Source organism: Gordonibacter sp. RACS_AR68 (assembly GCF_030418485.1).
Taxonomy (GTDB): Bacteria; Actinomycetota; Coriobacteriia; order Coriobacteriales; family Eggerthellaceae; genus Gordonibacter; species Gordonibacter urolithinfaciens.
Genome location: NZ_JAIPUP010000001.1, coordinates 71,184 through 86,614, shown reverse-complemented (window position 1 = coordinate 86,614; position 15,431 = coordinate 71,184). Strand labels below are relative to the sequence as shown.

Sequence of the window (15,431 nt, the reverse complement as noted above, 5' to 3'; positions counted from 1 at the left end):
GGAGGTGCGGCGAGAAGGATAACGGAAAGCTTGGCGCGTGCAAGGGGAAAACAAAGACGAGGAGGAAGCTATGGACGAGACAATGGTAAACCGGAGGAGCTTCGTGAAGGGGCTCGGCCTGATGGGCGGCGTGGCGGCCATGGGGATGATCGCCGGTTGCTCGTCGGAGCCGGCGACGGCGAACGATGCCGACCCGAAGGAGCAGCCGCAAGCGGAGGCCCAGCCGTCGGTTTTGGCGGAGGGTGCCAGCTGGGAGCTGGTGGCGCATGTGGAGGATGGCGGCCTGATCGAAGGCCTCAACTTCTCACAAGATGGGACATTGTGGTTCATCGACGTGGTCAAGGGCCGCATCCACAAGGTGGTGGACGGCGAGGCCGTGACCGTTCACGACAACGAGGGGAAATCGATGCCGAACGGTGCCAAGTTCATCGACGGCACCACCATGCTTATCACCGACCGTTCCCAGGGGCTCTGCCGGTACGACACCGAGACGGGAGAGTATTCCGTTTGGGTTCCCAACTTCAACGGCACTCCGTTCAACGGCTTGAACGACCTCGTGCTCGACGGCCAGGGCGGCGCCTACTTCACCGACCCCGGGCAGTCGGACTATTTCAAGAGGATCGGTTGCGTCTACTACGTGAAGTACGACGAGGACGAGCCTGCGCTGCAGCTCATCCAGGATGGCATTGCCTACCCGAACGGAATCACGCTCTCGCCCGATGGGCAGTTCATCTACGTTGCCGAGTTCAACACGAACTCGCTCGTGTGCATCCCGTCGGCGGCGTACACGTTGGGCCGTGCCACGCCCTATGTGTTCGCACGCATGGACGGCGGCCATGGCCCCGACGGCATCACCGTCGATGCTGACGGCAACCTCTACGTGGCCCACCTCGAGGCGAAGGAAGTGCTGGTGTTCGACAAGGACGGCTTCCAGATAGAGCGCATACCCGCCCCGGAGGACGCCGATATCTTCGTCGACAACCTCTGCATTCACGACGGGTACCTCTATATCTGCGAGTTCGGAAGCAGCAACATCTACCGTATAGCCGTGACGGCTGAAACGGGGGAGAAGTAAAGGGACATAAAATTTGACGGGGAGGGGGTTCGGCATGCGTCCCCCTCCGTTCGTATTCGCAAACTGCCTGCTGGCATGCCGTGCGGAGCTCAGGCGTTTGATTGGCGCTCGGGGAGGACGCGGCGTTTGGGTATGAGGATCTCCTGGGGGTCGAGGGCGAAGAGCTCGGCGGCGGTGAGGGTCTCCTCGCAGGTGAGGGCGCCGTAGCGGCAGGTGGCCTCGCAGACGCCGCAGTCGCGGCAGCGGGCGGGGTCGAATTCGAGCAGGGTGCGGCCGCCGGGCGCCCGGCCGATTCTTCGCAGGGCCTCGGTGGGGCAGAACAGGGCGCACTGGGCGCATCCCGAGCATCGCTCCACGTCGATGCTCATGCGCGGGGCGAGCACGCGGGGGACGACCGCGTCATCGCCAGCGAGTCCTGCGGCGTGCAGGTCGTCGAGCAGCTGCCAGCGGCGGGTGTCGGGTTTGATCGGGGCATCGTCGCCCACAGGGGCGTCCGCGAGCGATTGCAGCTGGCGGGCGGTCTCTGCCCGCGCAGTATCGAGCAGCGAGGCTCCTACCTGGGCGAACAGGCCGCGGCGGGAAAGCTCGCCGGTGGCATCGGCCTCGGGCGCAGCTTCGAGGTCGCGCAGGCTGGCGCCGTCGGCCGTCTCGAAGGTGGCGTCGATTCCCGCCACGGCGCAGATGCGTCGGGAGCCGTCGACGGCGGCGCGCACGAGCTCCGCGGCATCGGTCAGTTCGCATGACGGGCAGGCATCAAGCGGAACGGCGATGCGCTCGGCGCCGTTGCAGGCCAGGTGGACGAGCAGCGCCACGTCGACCCACGCGAGGCATGGCAGCACGACGACGCGGCTGCCGTCGAGGCGCAGGGCCTGCGCCAGCCGCTCGCAGGCGAAGCCGGCGGTTGGCGGCTCGATGGGCGTTGCGGCTTCTTCCCCGACGCTGTTCGATGCGCCCGCGGCCGCCGTTTCCGCGGCCGCCCGCTCGCGCGCTGCAGTGCCAGCGGCGTCCACCTGCGCGATCAGCCCTCCATCGTCGAGCGGCGGCAGCGCTAGCAGCGCGTTCGTGGGGCAGGCGACCACGCAGGCGCCGCAGCGCACGCATGCCTCGTCGTCGATGCGCGGGCCGGCGTCCCTCACCGCGTCCACCGAGCCGTAGAACGCGGCCCCCTCCACGGCCGCCGCACGCACGACGATGGCTCCGACGGGGCACGCCTCGGCGCAGGCGGCGCACGAGGACTCGCGGTCGCGCACGCGCAGGCAGCGCCCGCCGTCGAGCGCTGCCATCGGCGGCCGCTCGGCCAGGCGCTCGGCTATGGCGATCAGATCGGGCACGGCAGCCCCCTTCTTCCCTTACAACAGGGCCAGCAGCTCGTCGACGGCCTCGGGCCGTGTGGCCCAGCTGGTCGCGAAGCGCACGACGGTGCGGCCGTCGGGCGTGAGCTCCCAGAAGCCGAACGAGGCGTGCTCGGCCAGGCGCGCCTTGGAGGCGTCGTCCAGCGCGACGAACTGCTGGTTGGTGGGCGAGTCGAGGTGCAGGTCGTAGCCCTTCGCGCGGAACCCCTCGGCCAGGCGCTGCGCGAGCGCCACGGCGTGGCGGCCGGCGTTCACGTAGCGCAGCCCGCTGTTCTCCTCCTCGAACAGCACGTCGAACTGCAGCCCCAGGAAACGCCCCTTCGCCAGCAGCGCCCCGCGCTTCTTCATGAGCGTGAAGAAGTGGTCGTCGAGCTCCGGCTTGGTGAACACCACGGCCTCGCCGCACAGTGCGCCCACCTTCGTGCCGCCGATATAGAACGCGTCGCACAAACGCGCGATGTCGGGCAGCGTGACGTCGGCACCCACGGCGGCAAGGCCGTAGCCCAGGCGCGCGCCGTCCATGAACAGCCGCATGCCGAAGTCGCGGCACACCTGCGAAAGCGCCTCGAGCTCGGCCAGCGAGTAGACGGTGCCGTACTCGGTGGGATGCGAGATATACACGGCCCCGGGCGCCACGATGTGCTCGCGGTTCTCGTCGGCCCAGTACGCCTCGCAGAGCGCCCGCACCTCGGCGGCGTCCAGCTTCCCGTCGTGCTGCGGCAGCGGCAGCGTCTTGCGTCCACACGCCTCCACCGCGCCCGCCTCATGGGCGGTGATATGCCCGGTTGTGGCGGAGATGATGCCCTCCCACGGTCGCAGGATCTGGTCGGCCACCGCGGCGTTCGCCTGCGTGCCGCCCACGAGGAAGTACACGGCAGCCTCGGGGCACGCGCACGCCTCGCGGATGCGGCCGCGGGCGCGCTCGCACACCTCGTCGGTGCCGTAGCCGCTCGTCTGGTCGAGGTTTGTTGCAGCCAGCCGCTCGATGATGGCCGGATGCGCACCCTCCATATAGTCCGAATCGAAATGAAGCACCGGTTGCCCCTCCCCGTTCTACGATGTGTACTGTTGCATATAGTCTAGGATTTCCTGGCGCGAGTGCAAGCCGGTCTTCGCATAGATGCGCTTGATATGCGCATGGGCGGTGCCCGGCGTGATGTAGAGCTCCTCGGCCACGCGCTTCTGGGTGTAGCCGAGCGCGTAGAGCGCGAGCACCTCCATCTCGCGGTCGGACAGCAGGAACTGCCGCCCCATCTCCTCGGCGTTGTGCTTCATGGACGCCTGGCGCACGTCGGCCAGGCTCTCGTGCTCGTCCAGTCCCATGATCTTCACGAGGACACTCTCCTGCCGGGCGTTCTGCTGCTCCTGTTCCTGAACGTCGCGGCGTGCGATGTTCAGGAACTGCACGAAAATGACCTGGGCCGATACGACGATGCATGATCCCATGAGCGCATTCATGAGCGTCTCGTTCGGCACAAGGTCGAACGACCCCAACAGCGCCACGCGCGCGATAGCGCGGCATCCCAGCCACACGAGCCAGCCGGCGATGGCGTAGTAGTACGGGTCGCGCCAACCGTAGCTCATGAACGCGATGACGACGTACCAGGTGAAAGCCACCATGAGCGCGTTGAGCGTGGTGGTGAACACGGCGCCTATGTCCAACATGTCGGGGAAGGCGGCATAGGCAACGAGCGCGAGGCAGGCCAGAAGCTCCATGACGATGAAGATGCCCACGGTGAGCACCCGCTGGCGGCCGTGCAGGACCAGCGCTATGATAGCACCGCTAATACCGACGGTGAGCAGGCCATACGCTGCGCGTGTCACCGGTGTGAACGCGATGGCCTCGCCGCTGGGATAGCCGCGCAGCAAGCCGATCACGACAGAGAGGACGCCTATGCCGATGGCCGTGGCCGCGAGGAACTGCTTGCTCTGGATCATGGTCTTCGTGAAGCCGAAATAGTCGTTGGACTGCGATGCTCCTGCCGCGATGTCGTGCGGCTGCGTGCGTTTTCTGGCCCAAAGCATGCACGGGTACTGCACCAGCACGAGCACGGTGGCAACCAGGTTCCCCACGGCGACGGGCAGCAGCGTGCACAGGTAGATTTCGACTTCGCTCAAGATGAGAGCCGAGAACACGAACAGGGCCGCGACGATGGTGCCGGTGCCGCGGGCTCGGCGCAGCCAGTAGTAGATGGTGGCCGACGACACGAGCGTGCAGAGTGCGCTCAAGGCGAACCTTACGGCTGGGTTGTTGATATCGGCCAGCTCGGGCGTTGCCAAGGCCACGAGCGTGAAGGCCTCCAACGCGATGCAGATGCGCATGGCGGCGTTCGTGACGCGCTTGCCGAGGGAGACCTTGCCAACCGATATGACGACGAAGAACACGGCCAGTACGCTCAAGGTCACGAGCATGGCGCCGTCGGTGAAGATGCCCTCGTCCGTGCTGGTGTAGCTGCCATAGCTGGCAACGATAAGCCCTGCCCGTCCGAACGCAAGGCCCACCACGAGCGGCCAGAGCTGTGCGCAGGTGCGCAAGAAGTCGCCCGGTGTCTGCCGGGCGCTGTGCTCGTCTTCTGTTTGCTTTGCGATGGTGCCAGCATGACCGTCTGCGGTCGGCTCCAGGCGGCCGGATGCCCGCTCGGCTGTGCGGGCCGCTGCCTCATGGGGCGCTTGATATGCCAAAACCGATCCTCCCCGTTCGTATAATGGCAACATGGTAACGCTTCGGCCGCCGTGCGTAATCGTCGTCGGCTTTTTGTAAACAAACTGGGTCAACTATTCCCGCGCTCTCGTTCTCGCGCGGCGTGGAAATCAGGATAGCAGGACTTTCCGCCGCGAAACCGAATTTTATCCCTAAAGAGGGTAGGCCGGCGCGGGGGCAACGTGCATTATTGAACCATTCGGTGAAGCTTTCCGCTGCCGTCCGCTCGCGCTTCGTCGTTCGGCGGACGGTCTGACGACGAGAAGGAGCAGGCGATGGGAGAGTCGAGGAACGTGTACGTCGAGCCAGACGAGCGCGCCGTCATCCGCACGGCCGACGTGTACCAGACGGAGGTCGAGGCGGGTACGGGCGGCTACTCGGACACGCTTTTGGCCGTGGTGGCGAACTTCAAGAACAGCGGCGCCCCCGAGGGCTTCAACGCGCAGAGCATGGTGGGCAAGTCGAAGCGCGGCGAGGTGGCCCTGCGTCTGTTCGCCGTCATCGATCCGGAGGCGGAGACGTTCGTGCGCATGGGCTTCAAGTCGCGCGGCTGCCTGGCCATGACGGCGTGCGCGAGCACGATCTGCTCGATGGTAGAGGGCAAGACGTTCGCGGAAGCGCTGGCCATAAGGCCCGAAGACGTGAAGGCTGCCCTTGACGGCGTGCCGTCGGACAAGCTGCACACGACGTACTTCGCCACGGAAGGCGTGCGCGCCCTCGTGGGCGACTTCCTCATCCGTCGCGGTGCGTCCATCGAGGAGTTGGACCGTGCGGTGCCGTGCGACGAGCTGTCCATCCCCTGTGCCATGTGCGAGCACTGCTCGCTGCGCGACGCGCGGGTGGAGCTGCTGTTCGGCGGCGAGGACGACGGGGCGGAAGAGGTGCGCGCATGAGCGAAGAGGCGATGGGGCCGGCGTGCGCGGACGGTTTCGGCGAGGCTGCGTCCGAGGATGCCGCCGCGCGTGAGCTGGCCGAGCACAACGCGCTGGCGGACGTGTTCGACGACGTGCGCGCGCAGTCGGCGCAGAGCGCGCTGGTGGAACCCACGCGCTGGCCGGAGATCGGCCTGGTGCCCGAGCATCTGGATGCCGAGGAGTTCGAGATGCTCGTGTACGAGTATCTGGAGGACGAGCGCGCGGCCCAGGCCGAGGACGAGGCGGATGCCGCGCCCGTGTACCGCACGGCCACGCGGGCGGTGGGCGTGCCGCGGGCGTTCGGGGGCTCTGCGCCTGCCGAGGCGGCGGCGGACGGCGTGTTCGCGAATGCCGAGCCGGAGGATGCCGAGGAGGCAAGCGCTGGGGTGGCAGATGCCGAGGCTACGGCTTGCAACGAGGTGTCGTTCGATCCGGCAGCTGCCGATGCTTCGGGCGAAGCCTTAGAGGGCGCGCCGTCGGCCTCGGAGACGGCTGCTGCCCGTGAGACGGTGAAGGCGTCGCCGGCCACGGCGCCGCCCGAGGGCGATGATGGCGGCGACCCTTTTGCAGGCGTGGAGCTTCCCCCTGGCTACCGCTTGGTGGAGATGGAGGGCGAATTCGTGCTCGTGCCTGACGAGGAGGCCGAGCCCGTGGAGCGTGCCATCGACTGCTCGGGTATCGTGGCGTTGGTGGGCGCGCACAGCTACTACCTGTACGACCGCACCGTCATGACCGATGCCTACGCGCACTGGGCGTTCCTGGCGGCTGAGGACGACAACGTGGTGACGTTCGTGGACTGCGTGCGCGAGGACTCTCGCATATATCCGCGCCCGCTCGCCGCATCCAGCCTAGGCAACCCGCCGTTCAACCTGGCAGAGGATGCGGTCGCCCAGACATGGGATATCGTGCGCGAGTCGGGCGCCTATCCCGACATCCAGCAGACGACAGCCTCGAACGGGGACGTCTACTACTTCTCGACGGAGCACCTGAGCCCGGCATACGCCGCCTCGCTGGCCGAATGGGACGCGGTGGAGCGCAAGATGCATTTGTAGGGTGACGGGGATGAGGCATCATCCCCGTCCCTGTGTCTCGCGCAGAAGGGTTGGGTGGCAGAGAGGCGGGGCGATGTCTCGCATGCCTCCCTGCCACGAGATTCGGTTTATTTGTGCTCAGGAGCGGCTTTGCCGGGAGCCTTTTCAACGAAGCCCTCGGCGTAGGCGCTCGGCACTACGAGGGAGCCACCCGATTCCCGCAGGCTTTGGTTCACGAGATGCATCTGGCGCAGCTTGAAAGCAAGCTCGTCTTCCTTGTAGATGTCGGTGGCATCGTGCAGCATGGCGGCCACGTCTTTCTCTACTTCCGCCAGCACGATGCGCGCGTCCTTCTCGCGCTCCGCTTTTGCTGCTGCGGCCATGGTGTCTTGGAGGTCCTTGGGGATGACGATGTCGCGGATTTCCACCGACATGATGGATACGCCCCACGAGTTTGTCTTCTCTTCGATTTTTTCGCGCAATTCCTGGTCCAGTTTGTCGCGATGAACCGTTACGTCGGAGAGGCTGTTTCGTCCGATTGCATCACGCAGGGCGGTTTGCGCCGCCATGGATACGGCGTCGTAATAGTTCTCCACCTCCATGCATGCCTTTTCGGCATCCCAGATCATCCAGAATATGGCGGCATCTACGTTAACAGGCACGAGGTCGGAGGTCAGGATCTCTTCTGCACTGAAGCCCGTCAGCATGGTGCGCAAGTCTGCCTTCAGGGCAACGTGCTCGATGAACGGGATGGTGAGGTATAGACCGGGGCCTGCCATGCGGTTGTATGCGCCGAATCGCAGGATGACGTCGCGTTCCCACTGCGAGGCAATATGTACCGTGAAGATGGCGATGGTTGCAAAAACGAGACTCGAGCATAGCACCCAGATGCTCATTTCCCCTGTTGACATATATCCGATAGAAGCGACGACCGCGAATACGGCGACAAAGACGAAGGCCGAGAAAACATTCGAGGCATTGTCGTCAACGTGCCTGGTGCTCGGTGAATTGAGAAATTCGATTTCGCCGGATCGAGCATTCGCGCTGCCCGAGGCGCCGGCTTTCGCTCTGTTATTGAACAATCCCATATTCGCTCTTCTCCTCTTCCGCTTTTCGGGCCTTGCGTTCCAGTTCGTCGATAATCGAAAGCATGCGCTCGCGTGCTTCGCGGTACGTCATGCCTTTCGATCGGTATTGCCTGATGCAGTTTTCAAGCAGCGCGTCGATGGCGTCTTCTTCGGATTCTTCCGACGAGATGTTCCTTTGAACGAACATGCCGCGTCCTCGTGCGGATACAGCCAGCCCTGAAAGCTCGAGATCGCGGTACGCTTTTGTCACGGTGTTGTAGTTGATCTTGGCTTCGGCGGCTATGCTGCGCACGCTTGGGAGCTGTTCGCCGGGTTTGAAGAATCCCGTGCGAATCAGATAGGCGAAGCGGTTTCGCAACTGAGCCCAGATGGGCAGGTCGGATGTCTCGTCCACGCGAAACAACGGGTTGTCGTCGTTACTTTGCAATCTGTCACCTTTTAGATCGAGCTGGATAGAATAGGTGGAGTCCATGTATCAGGCCTCAGTCAATGGACTCCGCATGTAATGAGGCAATAACGCAAGCATAATCCGCCAAGCAAGCAAATGAAGTCCGAGACAGGTATGGCACGGCATTCCTTTCGAGTAATCGAGTAGGTTTCGAGCGTAATGGGCAGCGCGATTCCCATGCCAATCACGCCTACGCCCGCAATGGCCAGCATCTCGGGTTCCATCAAAAGGCTGAGGGAAGCGTCTGCCAAGGGGTTCCGAAAAGCCGCGTTGACGAATAAGGTCAAGAATACCACCTCTGCAGCAAGGCAGGCCACATGGCATATCTGGAGCGGCTTGGTCGCGCGCAACAAAAGGGACTGACCTTGCGTGAACCAGTCGATTAACAGCACGACGGATACTCCCGATGAAAGAGAGGAAAACACAAACAGGACGATGATTGACCAATGATTCCAAAAGGGGATGCTGCCCTGGAAAAGGAATATTCCCGTATAGGCCATCGTCGCCAGGGCCCCGATGCAGCAAAGGGCTTCGACGATATCCAGCCAACGCCCGCGAAGGGTAAGGGGGCTGTTCGGCAGCGATGCCGCCAGCAGAAGCGCCGCCAAAAGGGCTTCGATGGCGAGCGTATAGGCACCGAAGGTGATGACAGTGGGATGGGGAAGAAAGAACACCATCAAAGCGCGCCCGGGGTTCCCTAAGTCTCCGAGCAGGCAAATCATAGCGAAAGCGAGCAACAGAAAACCCACGGTGTATGTTCGGCTGCGCAACGACTCGAATGCTGTGAGCAGGCGGGCAGGGTTCTCGGAGCGGCGAAAAGCGAAACTCCACGCAGACATGACGAAAAGCGCGCCTGCAGCTGCGCCGCCCAAGAACAAATACACTATGACCAAAGATCCGTACAAAGCACCCCGCATTCATTCCGATCGAGTCTTCCGGCATTATCCCACGAAATGATTCTCTAGGGAAATACTTATTGACTGAAACAGTGAATCGCAATACTATGTCACCAGTGAATGAATACGGCATCGTCCGTCGGCCGCGGAGGGGATGGCGTGTTTCCATTCAGTGGGCGAACCGTAACAAAGGGTGGGTCGCCCACATCCTGTTAGGGGTCTGTCCGAAGAAGGATGGCGCGTCGCGCGAGCACCTGCCCATCTTCGGCACCGAAGCTGATAGCGAGGTGTTGCAATGATTTCTGAATTCCCATTGTTCCTGTTCACGACTTTGGCCGGCCTGGCCGCCGGTGCCTATGCGGTGAGCGCCGTGCTCCCGGTGGGTAAGGATGCCAAGAAGGCGTGGCTGTTTCCGCTGGTATGCGGTATCCTTTTGGCCGTTGGCTTGGTGGGCCTGCCGCTGCATCTAGGTCGTCCCGAACGCATGCTCATCGCGCTCACGCAGCCCGGCGCCATGATTGCTCAGGAGGCATACTGGTCGATGGGCCTGGGTGTCATCCTGATCATAGATTTGGTGGTTTCCAAGGTAAAGGGCTCTGCGCCGCGTGCGCTGCGCATCGTGGGCGCCGTCGCGGCGCTCGGCCTCACGTTCGTGATGGCCAACGCCTACTTCATGTCGGTCGGCATCCCGGCATGGGCATCGTGGCAGACGTTCCCGCTGTTCATTTTGGGCAACCTGGCCATGGGCGCGGCGCTCCTGGTGCTGTTCGAGGCGAAGCTGGCCGAGGACGGCACGTACCTGACGGCGTCCGCCGTCTTGGGCGTGCTCGCCGTCGTCGCCATCGCGTTGGAAGCCGTGCATTTCGCGGGTGTCGGCGCGGACATGGTACTGCTGGTTATCGGCGCCGTGGCCGTGGCCGCAGCCGCCGTGCTGCAGTTCATGGCGAAGTCGGGCAAGTTGTCGCCGAAGACCGCCGTGCTATCCGCGTTCGCCTGCGCTTTCGTCGGCGTCGCCTTGGCCCGTTACGGCTTCTACGCCGCATACGCTCTGTAAGGTAAGGGGGAGAAAATGACCGACATTACTTCCAGCAAATCCCGCGGCTTCACCCGCCGCTCGTTCATCGCGGGCGCCGCGGCCCTCACTGCTGCCGGCGCTTTGTCCGGTTGCTCGGCTACTGCCAAGGGACTCGCCCCGCATGCGGCCGACTCGTCGAAAGCCGGCGTTGAGGAGATCTTCTCAGGTGCGTGCCGCTCTCAGTGCATTCAGGGCTGTTATCTGAACGTGCACGTGCGTGACGGTCAGATTGTGCGCACTACGGCTGGTCGCATCGAGGAAGAGCCGTTCTACGAACATATCTGCCCGAAGGGTTTAAGCCACCCTGCTCGCGTTTACAGCGCCGGGCGCCTGCAATACCCTATGCGCCGTGTGGGCGAGCGTGGTGCTGGTGAATTCGAGCGCATTTCCTGGGATGAGGCCATCAGGGAGATCGCTGACAAATGGAAGGGTTATCGCGAGGAGTTCGGTCCGGAATCCATCGCCTTCTTCATGGGCAGTGGCAACACGGCCGTGCTGGGCGGCGGCACAGCCGACGGGTCGGTCATGCAGCACCTGCAGACCGTCATGGGCGCTTGCAGCGTGCTTCCCGATCGCGACATCGCGTTCCAGTCGGCCATGTCGAAGATGTTCGGTCCTGGCGGTGCGTTCGTGTCCCCCAAAGAATGGAGTGGCGCCAATCATATCGTCATCTGGGGCTGCAACCCCGCCGTTTCCTGCAAGCGCATGATGCACCTCTACCTTGATGCGAAGGAGGCGGGCGCGCAGCTTACCACCATCGATATTCAGTACAACACCAATGTAGCGAAGTCCGATTGGTACGTCCCTGTCCATCCTGCAACCGACGGTGCGCTTGTGTTCGGCATCTTGAGCGAAGTTATTGCCCAGGGCTGGCAGGACTCCGAATTTTTGCGAGCCCATACCGAGGCTCCTTTCCTGGTGAAAGAAGACAACACGTTCTTGCGCATGAGCGATTTGGGTGTTCCGGCTAAGGAGGGCCCGGTGAACGCTATGACGGGCAAACCTACCGTCATTGACCCTGAAGTGGTGTGGGACGAGGCGACACAGTCCGTCAAGCCCTATTCAGAAGCCGAAATGCCTGCGCTCGAGGGTATCCCCGGAGAGGTAGAAGGTTTTAGAATCCGTCCGGTGTGGAGCATGATTCTCGAAGCTATTTCCGCTTGGACACCCGAGCGCGCCTCTGAGACCTGTGGCGTGCCCGTTGAAGACATCAAGCGCCTTGCGCGCATGTATGGCCAGGAGGGCCCCGTGCTCACCGGCATGAACCAGGGCTTGAACCATTACTTCAATGCCATCTACACTTATGATGCCATCTTTGCCCTTATGCTTATCACGGGCAACATAGGCAAGCCTTCTGCAGGCGTCATTTCCGGCGGTGGCAGCTTCGGCATCAGCAACTCAAAGGGCTGCATAAACCAGCCTAGCTCCAAAGGCGAAAAGCCTGCGGGTCCCGGTCGCAATATCAACTGGACTGCGCTGTACGGCATTGTCCACGACCAGGAATTACTGGGCAAACCGTTCCCACTGAAGAGCCTGTACTGCTCGTGCACCAACATCGTGTCGAACCAGACCGAGCAGAACGAGACCATCAAATCGCTGCAGGAGATAGAGTTTTTGGTTGTCCAGGAAATGACCATGAGCGACACGGCCCTGTATGCCGATATCCTGCTGCCAGCTTGCCATTGGTTCGAGTGCGAAGATGTGCGCGTTCGTTCGTACAACATGCCGTACCTTTTGTACAACGACAAGGCGATTGAGCCCCTGTACGAAAGCAAGCCCGACTTCGACATTTACAAGATGATCGGAACTGCCATGGGCTTCGGTGATTTCTTCGACTTCACCGAAAAAGACTATATTTCTCTGTGGCTCGACAGTCCTGTGGCAAAGAAGGAGGGTGTCACATACGAATCGCTTCGCGAGACGAAGATTGCCCGCAATCACCAACTTAAAGACAATCCGCTTCTAGGTGGTAAATTCTTCTACCAGAACGGCCGAGCCAAGCTTTGGACGGAAAAGGTCGTTCCCGAATATAACCTGGGCCAAGAAGTCGACGAGAGCAAGGAGCACCTGCTTCTGTACTGGGAGCCGGCGCGTGAGGCAAACCTGGAAGCGCCCATTCGCGAGAAGTATCCGTACTCTGTGCTTGGCGAGCATATGCGCACGCGCAACCACACGCAGTGGTGGGATGTGGGCTATATGAAGGAATACGAGAGGCAGCCAGTTGCGCGCTTCAACCCTCATGACGCCAAGGAGCTGGGGATTGCCGAGGGCGATACCGTGCGCCTCTACAATGATAGGGGCTCGGTAACGCTGTTGGCCACCATTAACGCCGGCCAAGCGCCCAAGACCATCAACTGCCCGCGTAGTTTCCTTACGCGCGAGCACATCGATGGAGATTTCGCAACCATCTCGTTTAACGACTACAACCAGGTGACGCGCAATCAGTGCTACTTCGACCAGGCCGTTGCCGTCGAGAAGCTGTAGGAGGACTGATACTATGACTCGATATGGTATGGCAATCGACCTTGAGCGCTGCGTTGGCTGCCAAGCATGCGCCACGGCATGTAAGATCGCCAACAATCTGCCCAAGGATATAACCTACAACACGGTGTATACAAGGACGAGCACCAACCCGGACGATTTCGGCACGGCAGTCGTGCATGGCGCTACTGCCAACGATAATGCATTCGGCGAGTTTCCAAACTGCATGCTGGAATTCCTGCCAGTGCAATGCCAGCACTGCGACAATCCCCCGTGCCTGAGCGTATGCCCGACAGGTGCGACGAAGAAACGTGCTGACGGCATCGTATATGTCGACAACTCGCTGTGTATCGGTTGCCGCGCGTGCATGATGGCATGCCCGTACGATCACGTGCGGTCGATGAACGAAGGTGCGCCCGAGTATTATCTCGATGTTGTGGTGGGTGAAGCTGATGCACCGACGCACGAGGCTGGCACGGTGGAAAAGTGCACGTTCTGCCATAACCTGGTCGATCGTGGCGAAGTGCCGGCGTGCATGCAACTGTGCATGGGTCGCGCCCGGTTCTGGGGCGATTTGGACGACCCGGAGTCCGATGTATCGAAAGCCATCGAAGGGCGCAGCTACTACAAGTTGCGCGAATCGGCGGGAACCAGCCCCAATGTGTTCTATCTCACAAAGTAGCCGTTTGAGCCGTCGCGTCCTGCTGTGCGCGACGGCTCCCCAATAGGTGGAGTGGTTCATATGGGTGAAGGCATCGAATGGAAGCTTCATCGGGCTGTAGGTTTATCCGACCTCGCATCACTTCTGGCGACTGGCTTCTCCTTTCCGGACGGTAAGCTCGCCCAAGCGCTTTCCGACGGGGCATTTCTCGATGATTGGCGTGCGAGCATCGTCGATGCGTGCGGCAGGGAATCGGCGGGCGATGCGCGCTTGTCAAGTCGCTGTGCTGTGGCTTTCGCTGAAACCGACGAAGGGCTGTTGCGACGCGAGTACAGCCGCCTTTTCCTGGCACCTGGTGTCGACGTGCCGATTTGGCCCTACGAGAGTCCTTTTTTACATCGTATGGTGGGCGCCGAAGGAGCTCCGTCGCTGTTCCGAACTCGCATTTCGATGGACGTCGAGCGCTGCATGGCAGCAGCGGGCGTGGTCACGGTCGATCTGTGCCGAGAACCTGTCGACAGCGTATTCCACGAATTCGAGTTTCTGGCGCATCTACACGCTTGTATCGGCGAGGCGCTTCGAGTTGGAGACGGTGACGCCGAGAGGGAATGGCGCGACCGTCTGTGCTCGTTTGCCAGCGATCATGCTTTGAAGTGGCTTCCTGCTTTCATGCAGGAAGTGGCGGACTTCAGCCGCTTGGGAGAATATCGTGCATTTGCCCGTTTGGGTGTGCGCTATTTGGGTGAACTGGCGACCGAAACGGGAGCCGATATTGGAATTGTGAGCTTTGCGTCCTGCAAGGGGTGATCGCATGACGTTTCTGATCGTGTTCGCATGTACGGCAGCGGCGGCGTTTCTGCTGAAACCGGCCATCAAAAAGGTGCCGGTGGCGTGGTACGTGTCGGCAGGCATCCTGATGGTGCTCTACGTTGCGGGGCTGCAGGGCTGGCTGCCGTTGCCGGCTCCGGTTCGCAGCGTGCTGTTCCTGCTGCTGCAAAAGGGCACCCTTGCGGTTGCGCTGTTCGCGGTGGTGATGTTCATCGGCGCGCTCCCGCGCGATTCGGGGCCGCGCAAGCATCTCATGCCCATCCGTGCCGAGCTTTCCGTCATCGCATGCATCCTGGTATGCGGGCATATCGTCGCGTACTGCCTGTCGTACGTGCCGCGCATGATGGGGGCGGGTGGCGTTAACCCCTTCGTTGCCGTCGGGTTGGCGGTGGCAGCGGCTATCACCGTGCTGCTAGTCGTGCTGGGCGTCACGTCGTTCAATTCCGTGAAGGCGCGTATGAGCAAGCAGATATGGGTCAAGGTGCAGAAGTGGGCTTACGTGTTCTTCGGCTTGACGTACGTGCACGTGCTGGCCATGCTCCTGCCGAGCGCTCTCGGTGGTGGCGCTGCAGCCGTGCAGAGCGTGGCGGCTTACACGGTCGTGTTCGGCGCGTACGCCGTGTTGCGCGTGGCTCGCGCCAAGCGGGAATCAGGGGGCTGTATCAAAGACCCCAGATCGCAAGCCCGACAGGGGACCGCCTCGTAGGGCAGGTGCTCTGCTCTTGCCCTACGCTCGCCCCGGGAGAGACGGCGAGGCGAGGCTTTTGATGCAGCTCCCGCGCCTCCATGCAGAAGGCCCCGACGATGTCGGGGCCTTCTGCATGTATAAGGGTGCGGGCGCCGGGAAAGGGGAAGGAGGGGGAGGCCGGCGCCTGCTCGGG

The 15,431-nt window shown here is 62.3% G+C and carries 14 protein-coding genes; 8 read left to right on the top strand and 6 right to left on the bottom strand.

Annotated elements, in window-relative coordinates:
- Positions 1-70: 70 nt before the first annotated feature.
- Positions 71-1,075, top strand: coding sequence for an SMP-30/gluconolactonase/LRE family protein (locus tag K9U15_RS00350; protein WP_123673269.1), 1,005 nt, complete (start codon positions 71-73; stop codon positions 1,073-1,075).
- 89 nt (positions 1,076-1,164) lie between these two features.
- On the opposite strand, the gene K9U15_RS00345 is transcribed toward K9U15_RS00350, so the two are convergent.
- From K9U15_RS00345 to K9U15_RS00335, 3 genes are read right to left on the bottom strand one after another with little or no spacing between them, the layout of a single operon-like run.
- Positions 1,165-2,406 carry a 4Fe-4S binding protein gene (locus K9U15_RS00345; RefSeq protein ID WP_241557634.1) on the bottom strand — a complete coding sequence of 414 codons (1,242 nt, stop codon included), beginning with the start codon at positions 2,404-2,406 and terminating at the stop codon, positions 1,165-1,167.
- An 18-nt stretch (positions 2,407-2,424) separates the two neighbouring features.
- A complete protein-coding gene (locus tag K9U15_RS00340) occupies positions 2,425-3,462 on the bottom strand; it encodes a low specificity L-threonine aldolase (RefSeq protein ID WP_096227686.1) in 1,038 nt (345 codons plus the stop codon).
- Between the two features lie 18 nt (positions 3,463-3,480).
- Positions 3,481-5,109 (bottom strand): LuxR C-terminal-related transcriptional regulator, encoded by a 1,629-nt coding sequence (locus K9U15_RS00335; RefSeq protein ID WP_227115125.1) that lies wholly within the window; start codon positions 5,107-5,109, stop codon positions 3,481-3,483.
- 294 nt (positions 5,110-5,403) lie between these two features.
- Here K9U15_RS00335 and K9U15_RS00330 point away from each other — a divergent pair, with 294 nt between their 5' ends.
- Together K9U15_RS00330 and K9U15_RS00325 are read left to right on the top strand one after the other, a co-directional pair.
- Positions 5,404-6,021: an iron-sulfur cluster assembly scaffold protein gene (locus K9U15_RS00330; RefSeq protein WP_087190057.1), complete on the top strand. Its 618-nt coding sequence runs from the start codon at positions 5,404-5,406 to the stop codon at positions 6,019-6,021.
- Entirely contained in the window at positions 6,018-7,094 is a 1,077-nt protein-coding gene (locus K9U15_RS00325) for a hypothetical protein (protein ID WP_301155409.1), read from the top strand. Before K9U15_RS00330 ends, K9U15_RS00325 begins: the two co-directional genes overlap by 4 nt.
- Before the next feature lie 107 nt (positions 7,095-7,201).
- On the opposite strand, the gene K9U15_RS00320 is transcribed toward K9U15_RS00325, so the two are convergent.
- Genes K9U15_RS00320 through nrfD form a run of 3 tightly spaced genes read right to left on the bottom strand, consistent with a single transcriptional unit; the run spans position 7,202 to position 9,514 of the window.
- Complete coding sequence (locus K9U15_RS00320; protein ID WP_227115124.1) at positions 7,202-8,161, bottom strand: slipin family protein; 960 nt, start codon at positions 8,159-8,161, stop codon at positions 7,202-7,204.
- Entirely contained in the window at positions 8,145-8,633 is a 489-nt protein-coding gene (locus K9U15_RS00315; protein ID WP_087190054.1) for a GntR family transcriptional regulator, read from the bottom strand. Before K9U15_RS00315 ends, K9U15_RS00320 begins: the two co-directional genes overlap by 17 nt.
- A 14-nt stretch (positions 8,634-8,647) precedes the next feature.
- A complete protein-coding gene (nrfD, locus tag K9U15_RS00310; protein ID WP_161959720.1) occupies positions 8,648-9,514 on the bottom strand; it encodes an NrfD/PsrC family molybdoenzyme membrane anchor subunit in 867 nt (288 codons plus the stop codon).
- A gap of 286 nt (positions 9,515-9,800) precedes the next feature.
- Here nrfD and K9U15_RS00305 point away from each other — a divergent pair, with 286 nt between their 5' ends.
- Genes K9U15_RS00305 through K9U15_RS00285 form a run of 5 tightly spaced genes read left to right on the top strand, consistent with a single transcriptional unit; the run spans position 9,801 to position 15,256 of the window.
- Positions 9,801-10,559: a DmsC/YnfH family molybdoenzyme membrane anchor subunit gene (locus tag K9U15_RS00305; protein WP_301155408.1), complete on the top strand. Its 759-nt coding sequence runs from the start codon at positions 9,801-9,803 to the stop codon at positions 10,557-10,559.
- A gap of 15 nt (positions 10,560-10,574) precedes the next feature.
- A complete protein-coding gene (locus K9U15_RS00300) occupies positions 10,575-13,064 on the top strand; it encodes a molybdopterin-dependent oxidoreductase (RefSeq protein ID WP_096227693.1) in 2,490 nt (829 codons plus the stop codon).
- Positions 13,065-13,077: 13 nt separating this feature from the next.
- A complete protein-coding gene (locus K9U15_RS00295; RefSeq protein ID WP_096227694.1) occupies positions 13,078-13,743 on the top strand; it encodes a 4Fe-4S dicluster domain-containing protein in 666 nt (221 codons plus the stop codon).
- 60 nt (positions 13,744-13,803) lie between these two features.
- A complete protein-coding gene (locus tag K9U15_RS00290) occupies positions 13,804-14,529 on the top strand; it encodes a molecular chaperone (RefSeq protein ID WP_301155407.1) in 726 nt (241 codons plus the stop codon).
- Positions 14,530-14,533: 4 nt separating this feature from the next.
- Entirely contained in the window at positions 14,534-15,256 is a 723-nt protein-coding gene (locus K9U15_RS00285; RefSeq protein ID WP_123673183.1) for a ferric reductase-like transmembrane domain-containing protein, read from the top strand.
- Positions 15,257-15,431: the final 175 nt, after the last annotated feature.

Bases quoted from the DNA above. Each gene is read 5' to 3' on its own strand.
- K9U15_RS00300 (WP_096227693.1), top strand. From the start codon at position 10,575: ATGACCGACATTACTTCCAGCAAATCCCGCGGCTTCACCCGCCGCTCG.
- K9U15_RS00295 (WP_096227694.1), top strand. From the start codon at position 13,078: ATGACTCGATATGGTATGGCAATCGACCTTGAGCGCTGCGTTGGCTGC.
- K9U15_RS00320 (WP_227115124.1), bottom strand. From the start codon at position 8,161: ATGGGATTGTTCAATAACAGAGCGAAAGCCGGCGCCTCGGGCAGCGCG.
- K9U15_RS00330 (WP_087190057.1), top strand. From the start codon at position 5,404: ATGGGAGAGTCGAGGAACGTGTACGTCGAGCCAGACGAGCGCGCCGTC.
- K9U15_RS00305 (WP_301155408.1), top strand. From the start codon at position 9,801: ATGATTTCTGAATTCCCATTGTTCCTGTTCACGACTTTGGCCGGCCTG.
- K9U15_RS00285 (WP_123673183.1), top strand. From the start codon at position 14,534: ATGACGTTTCTGATCGTGTTCGCATGTACGGCAGCGGCGGCGTTTCTG.
- K9U15_RS00315 (WP_087190054.1), bottom strand. From the start codon at position 8,633: ATGGACTCCACCTATTCTATCCAGCTCGATCTAAAAGGTGACAGATTG.
- K9U15_RS00350 (WP_123673269.1), top strand. From the start codon at position 71: ATGGACGAGACAATGGTAAACCGGAGGAGCTTCGTGAAGGGGCTCGGC.
- K9U15_RS00325 (WP_301155409.1), top strand. From the start codon at position 6,018: ATGAGCGAAGAGGCGATGGGGCCGGCGTGCGCGGACGGTTTCGGCGAG.
- K9U15_RS00290 (WP_301155407.1), top strand. From the start codon at position 13,804: ATGGGTGAAGGCATCGAATGGAAGCTTCATCGGGCTGTAGGTTTATCC.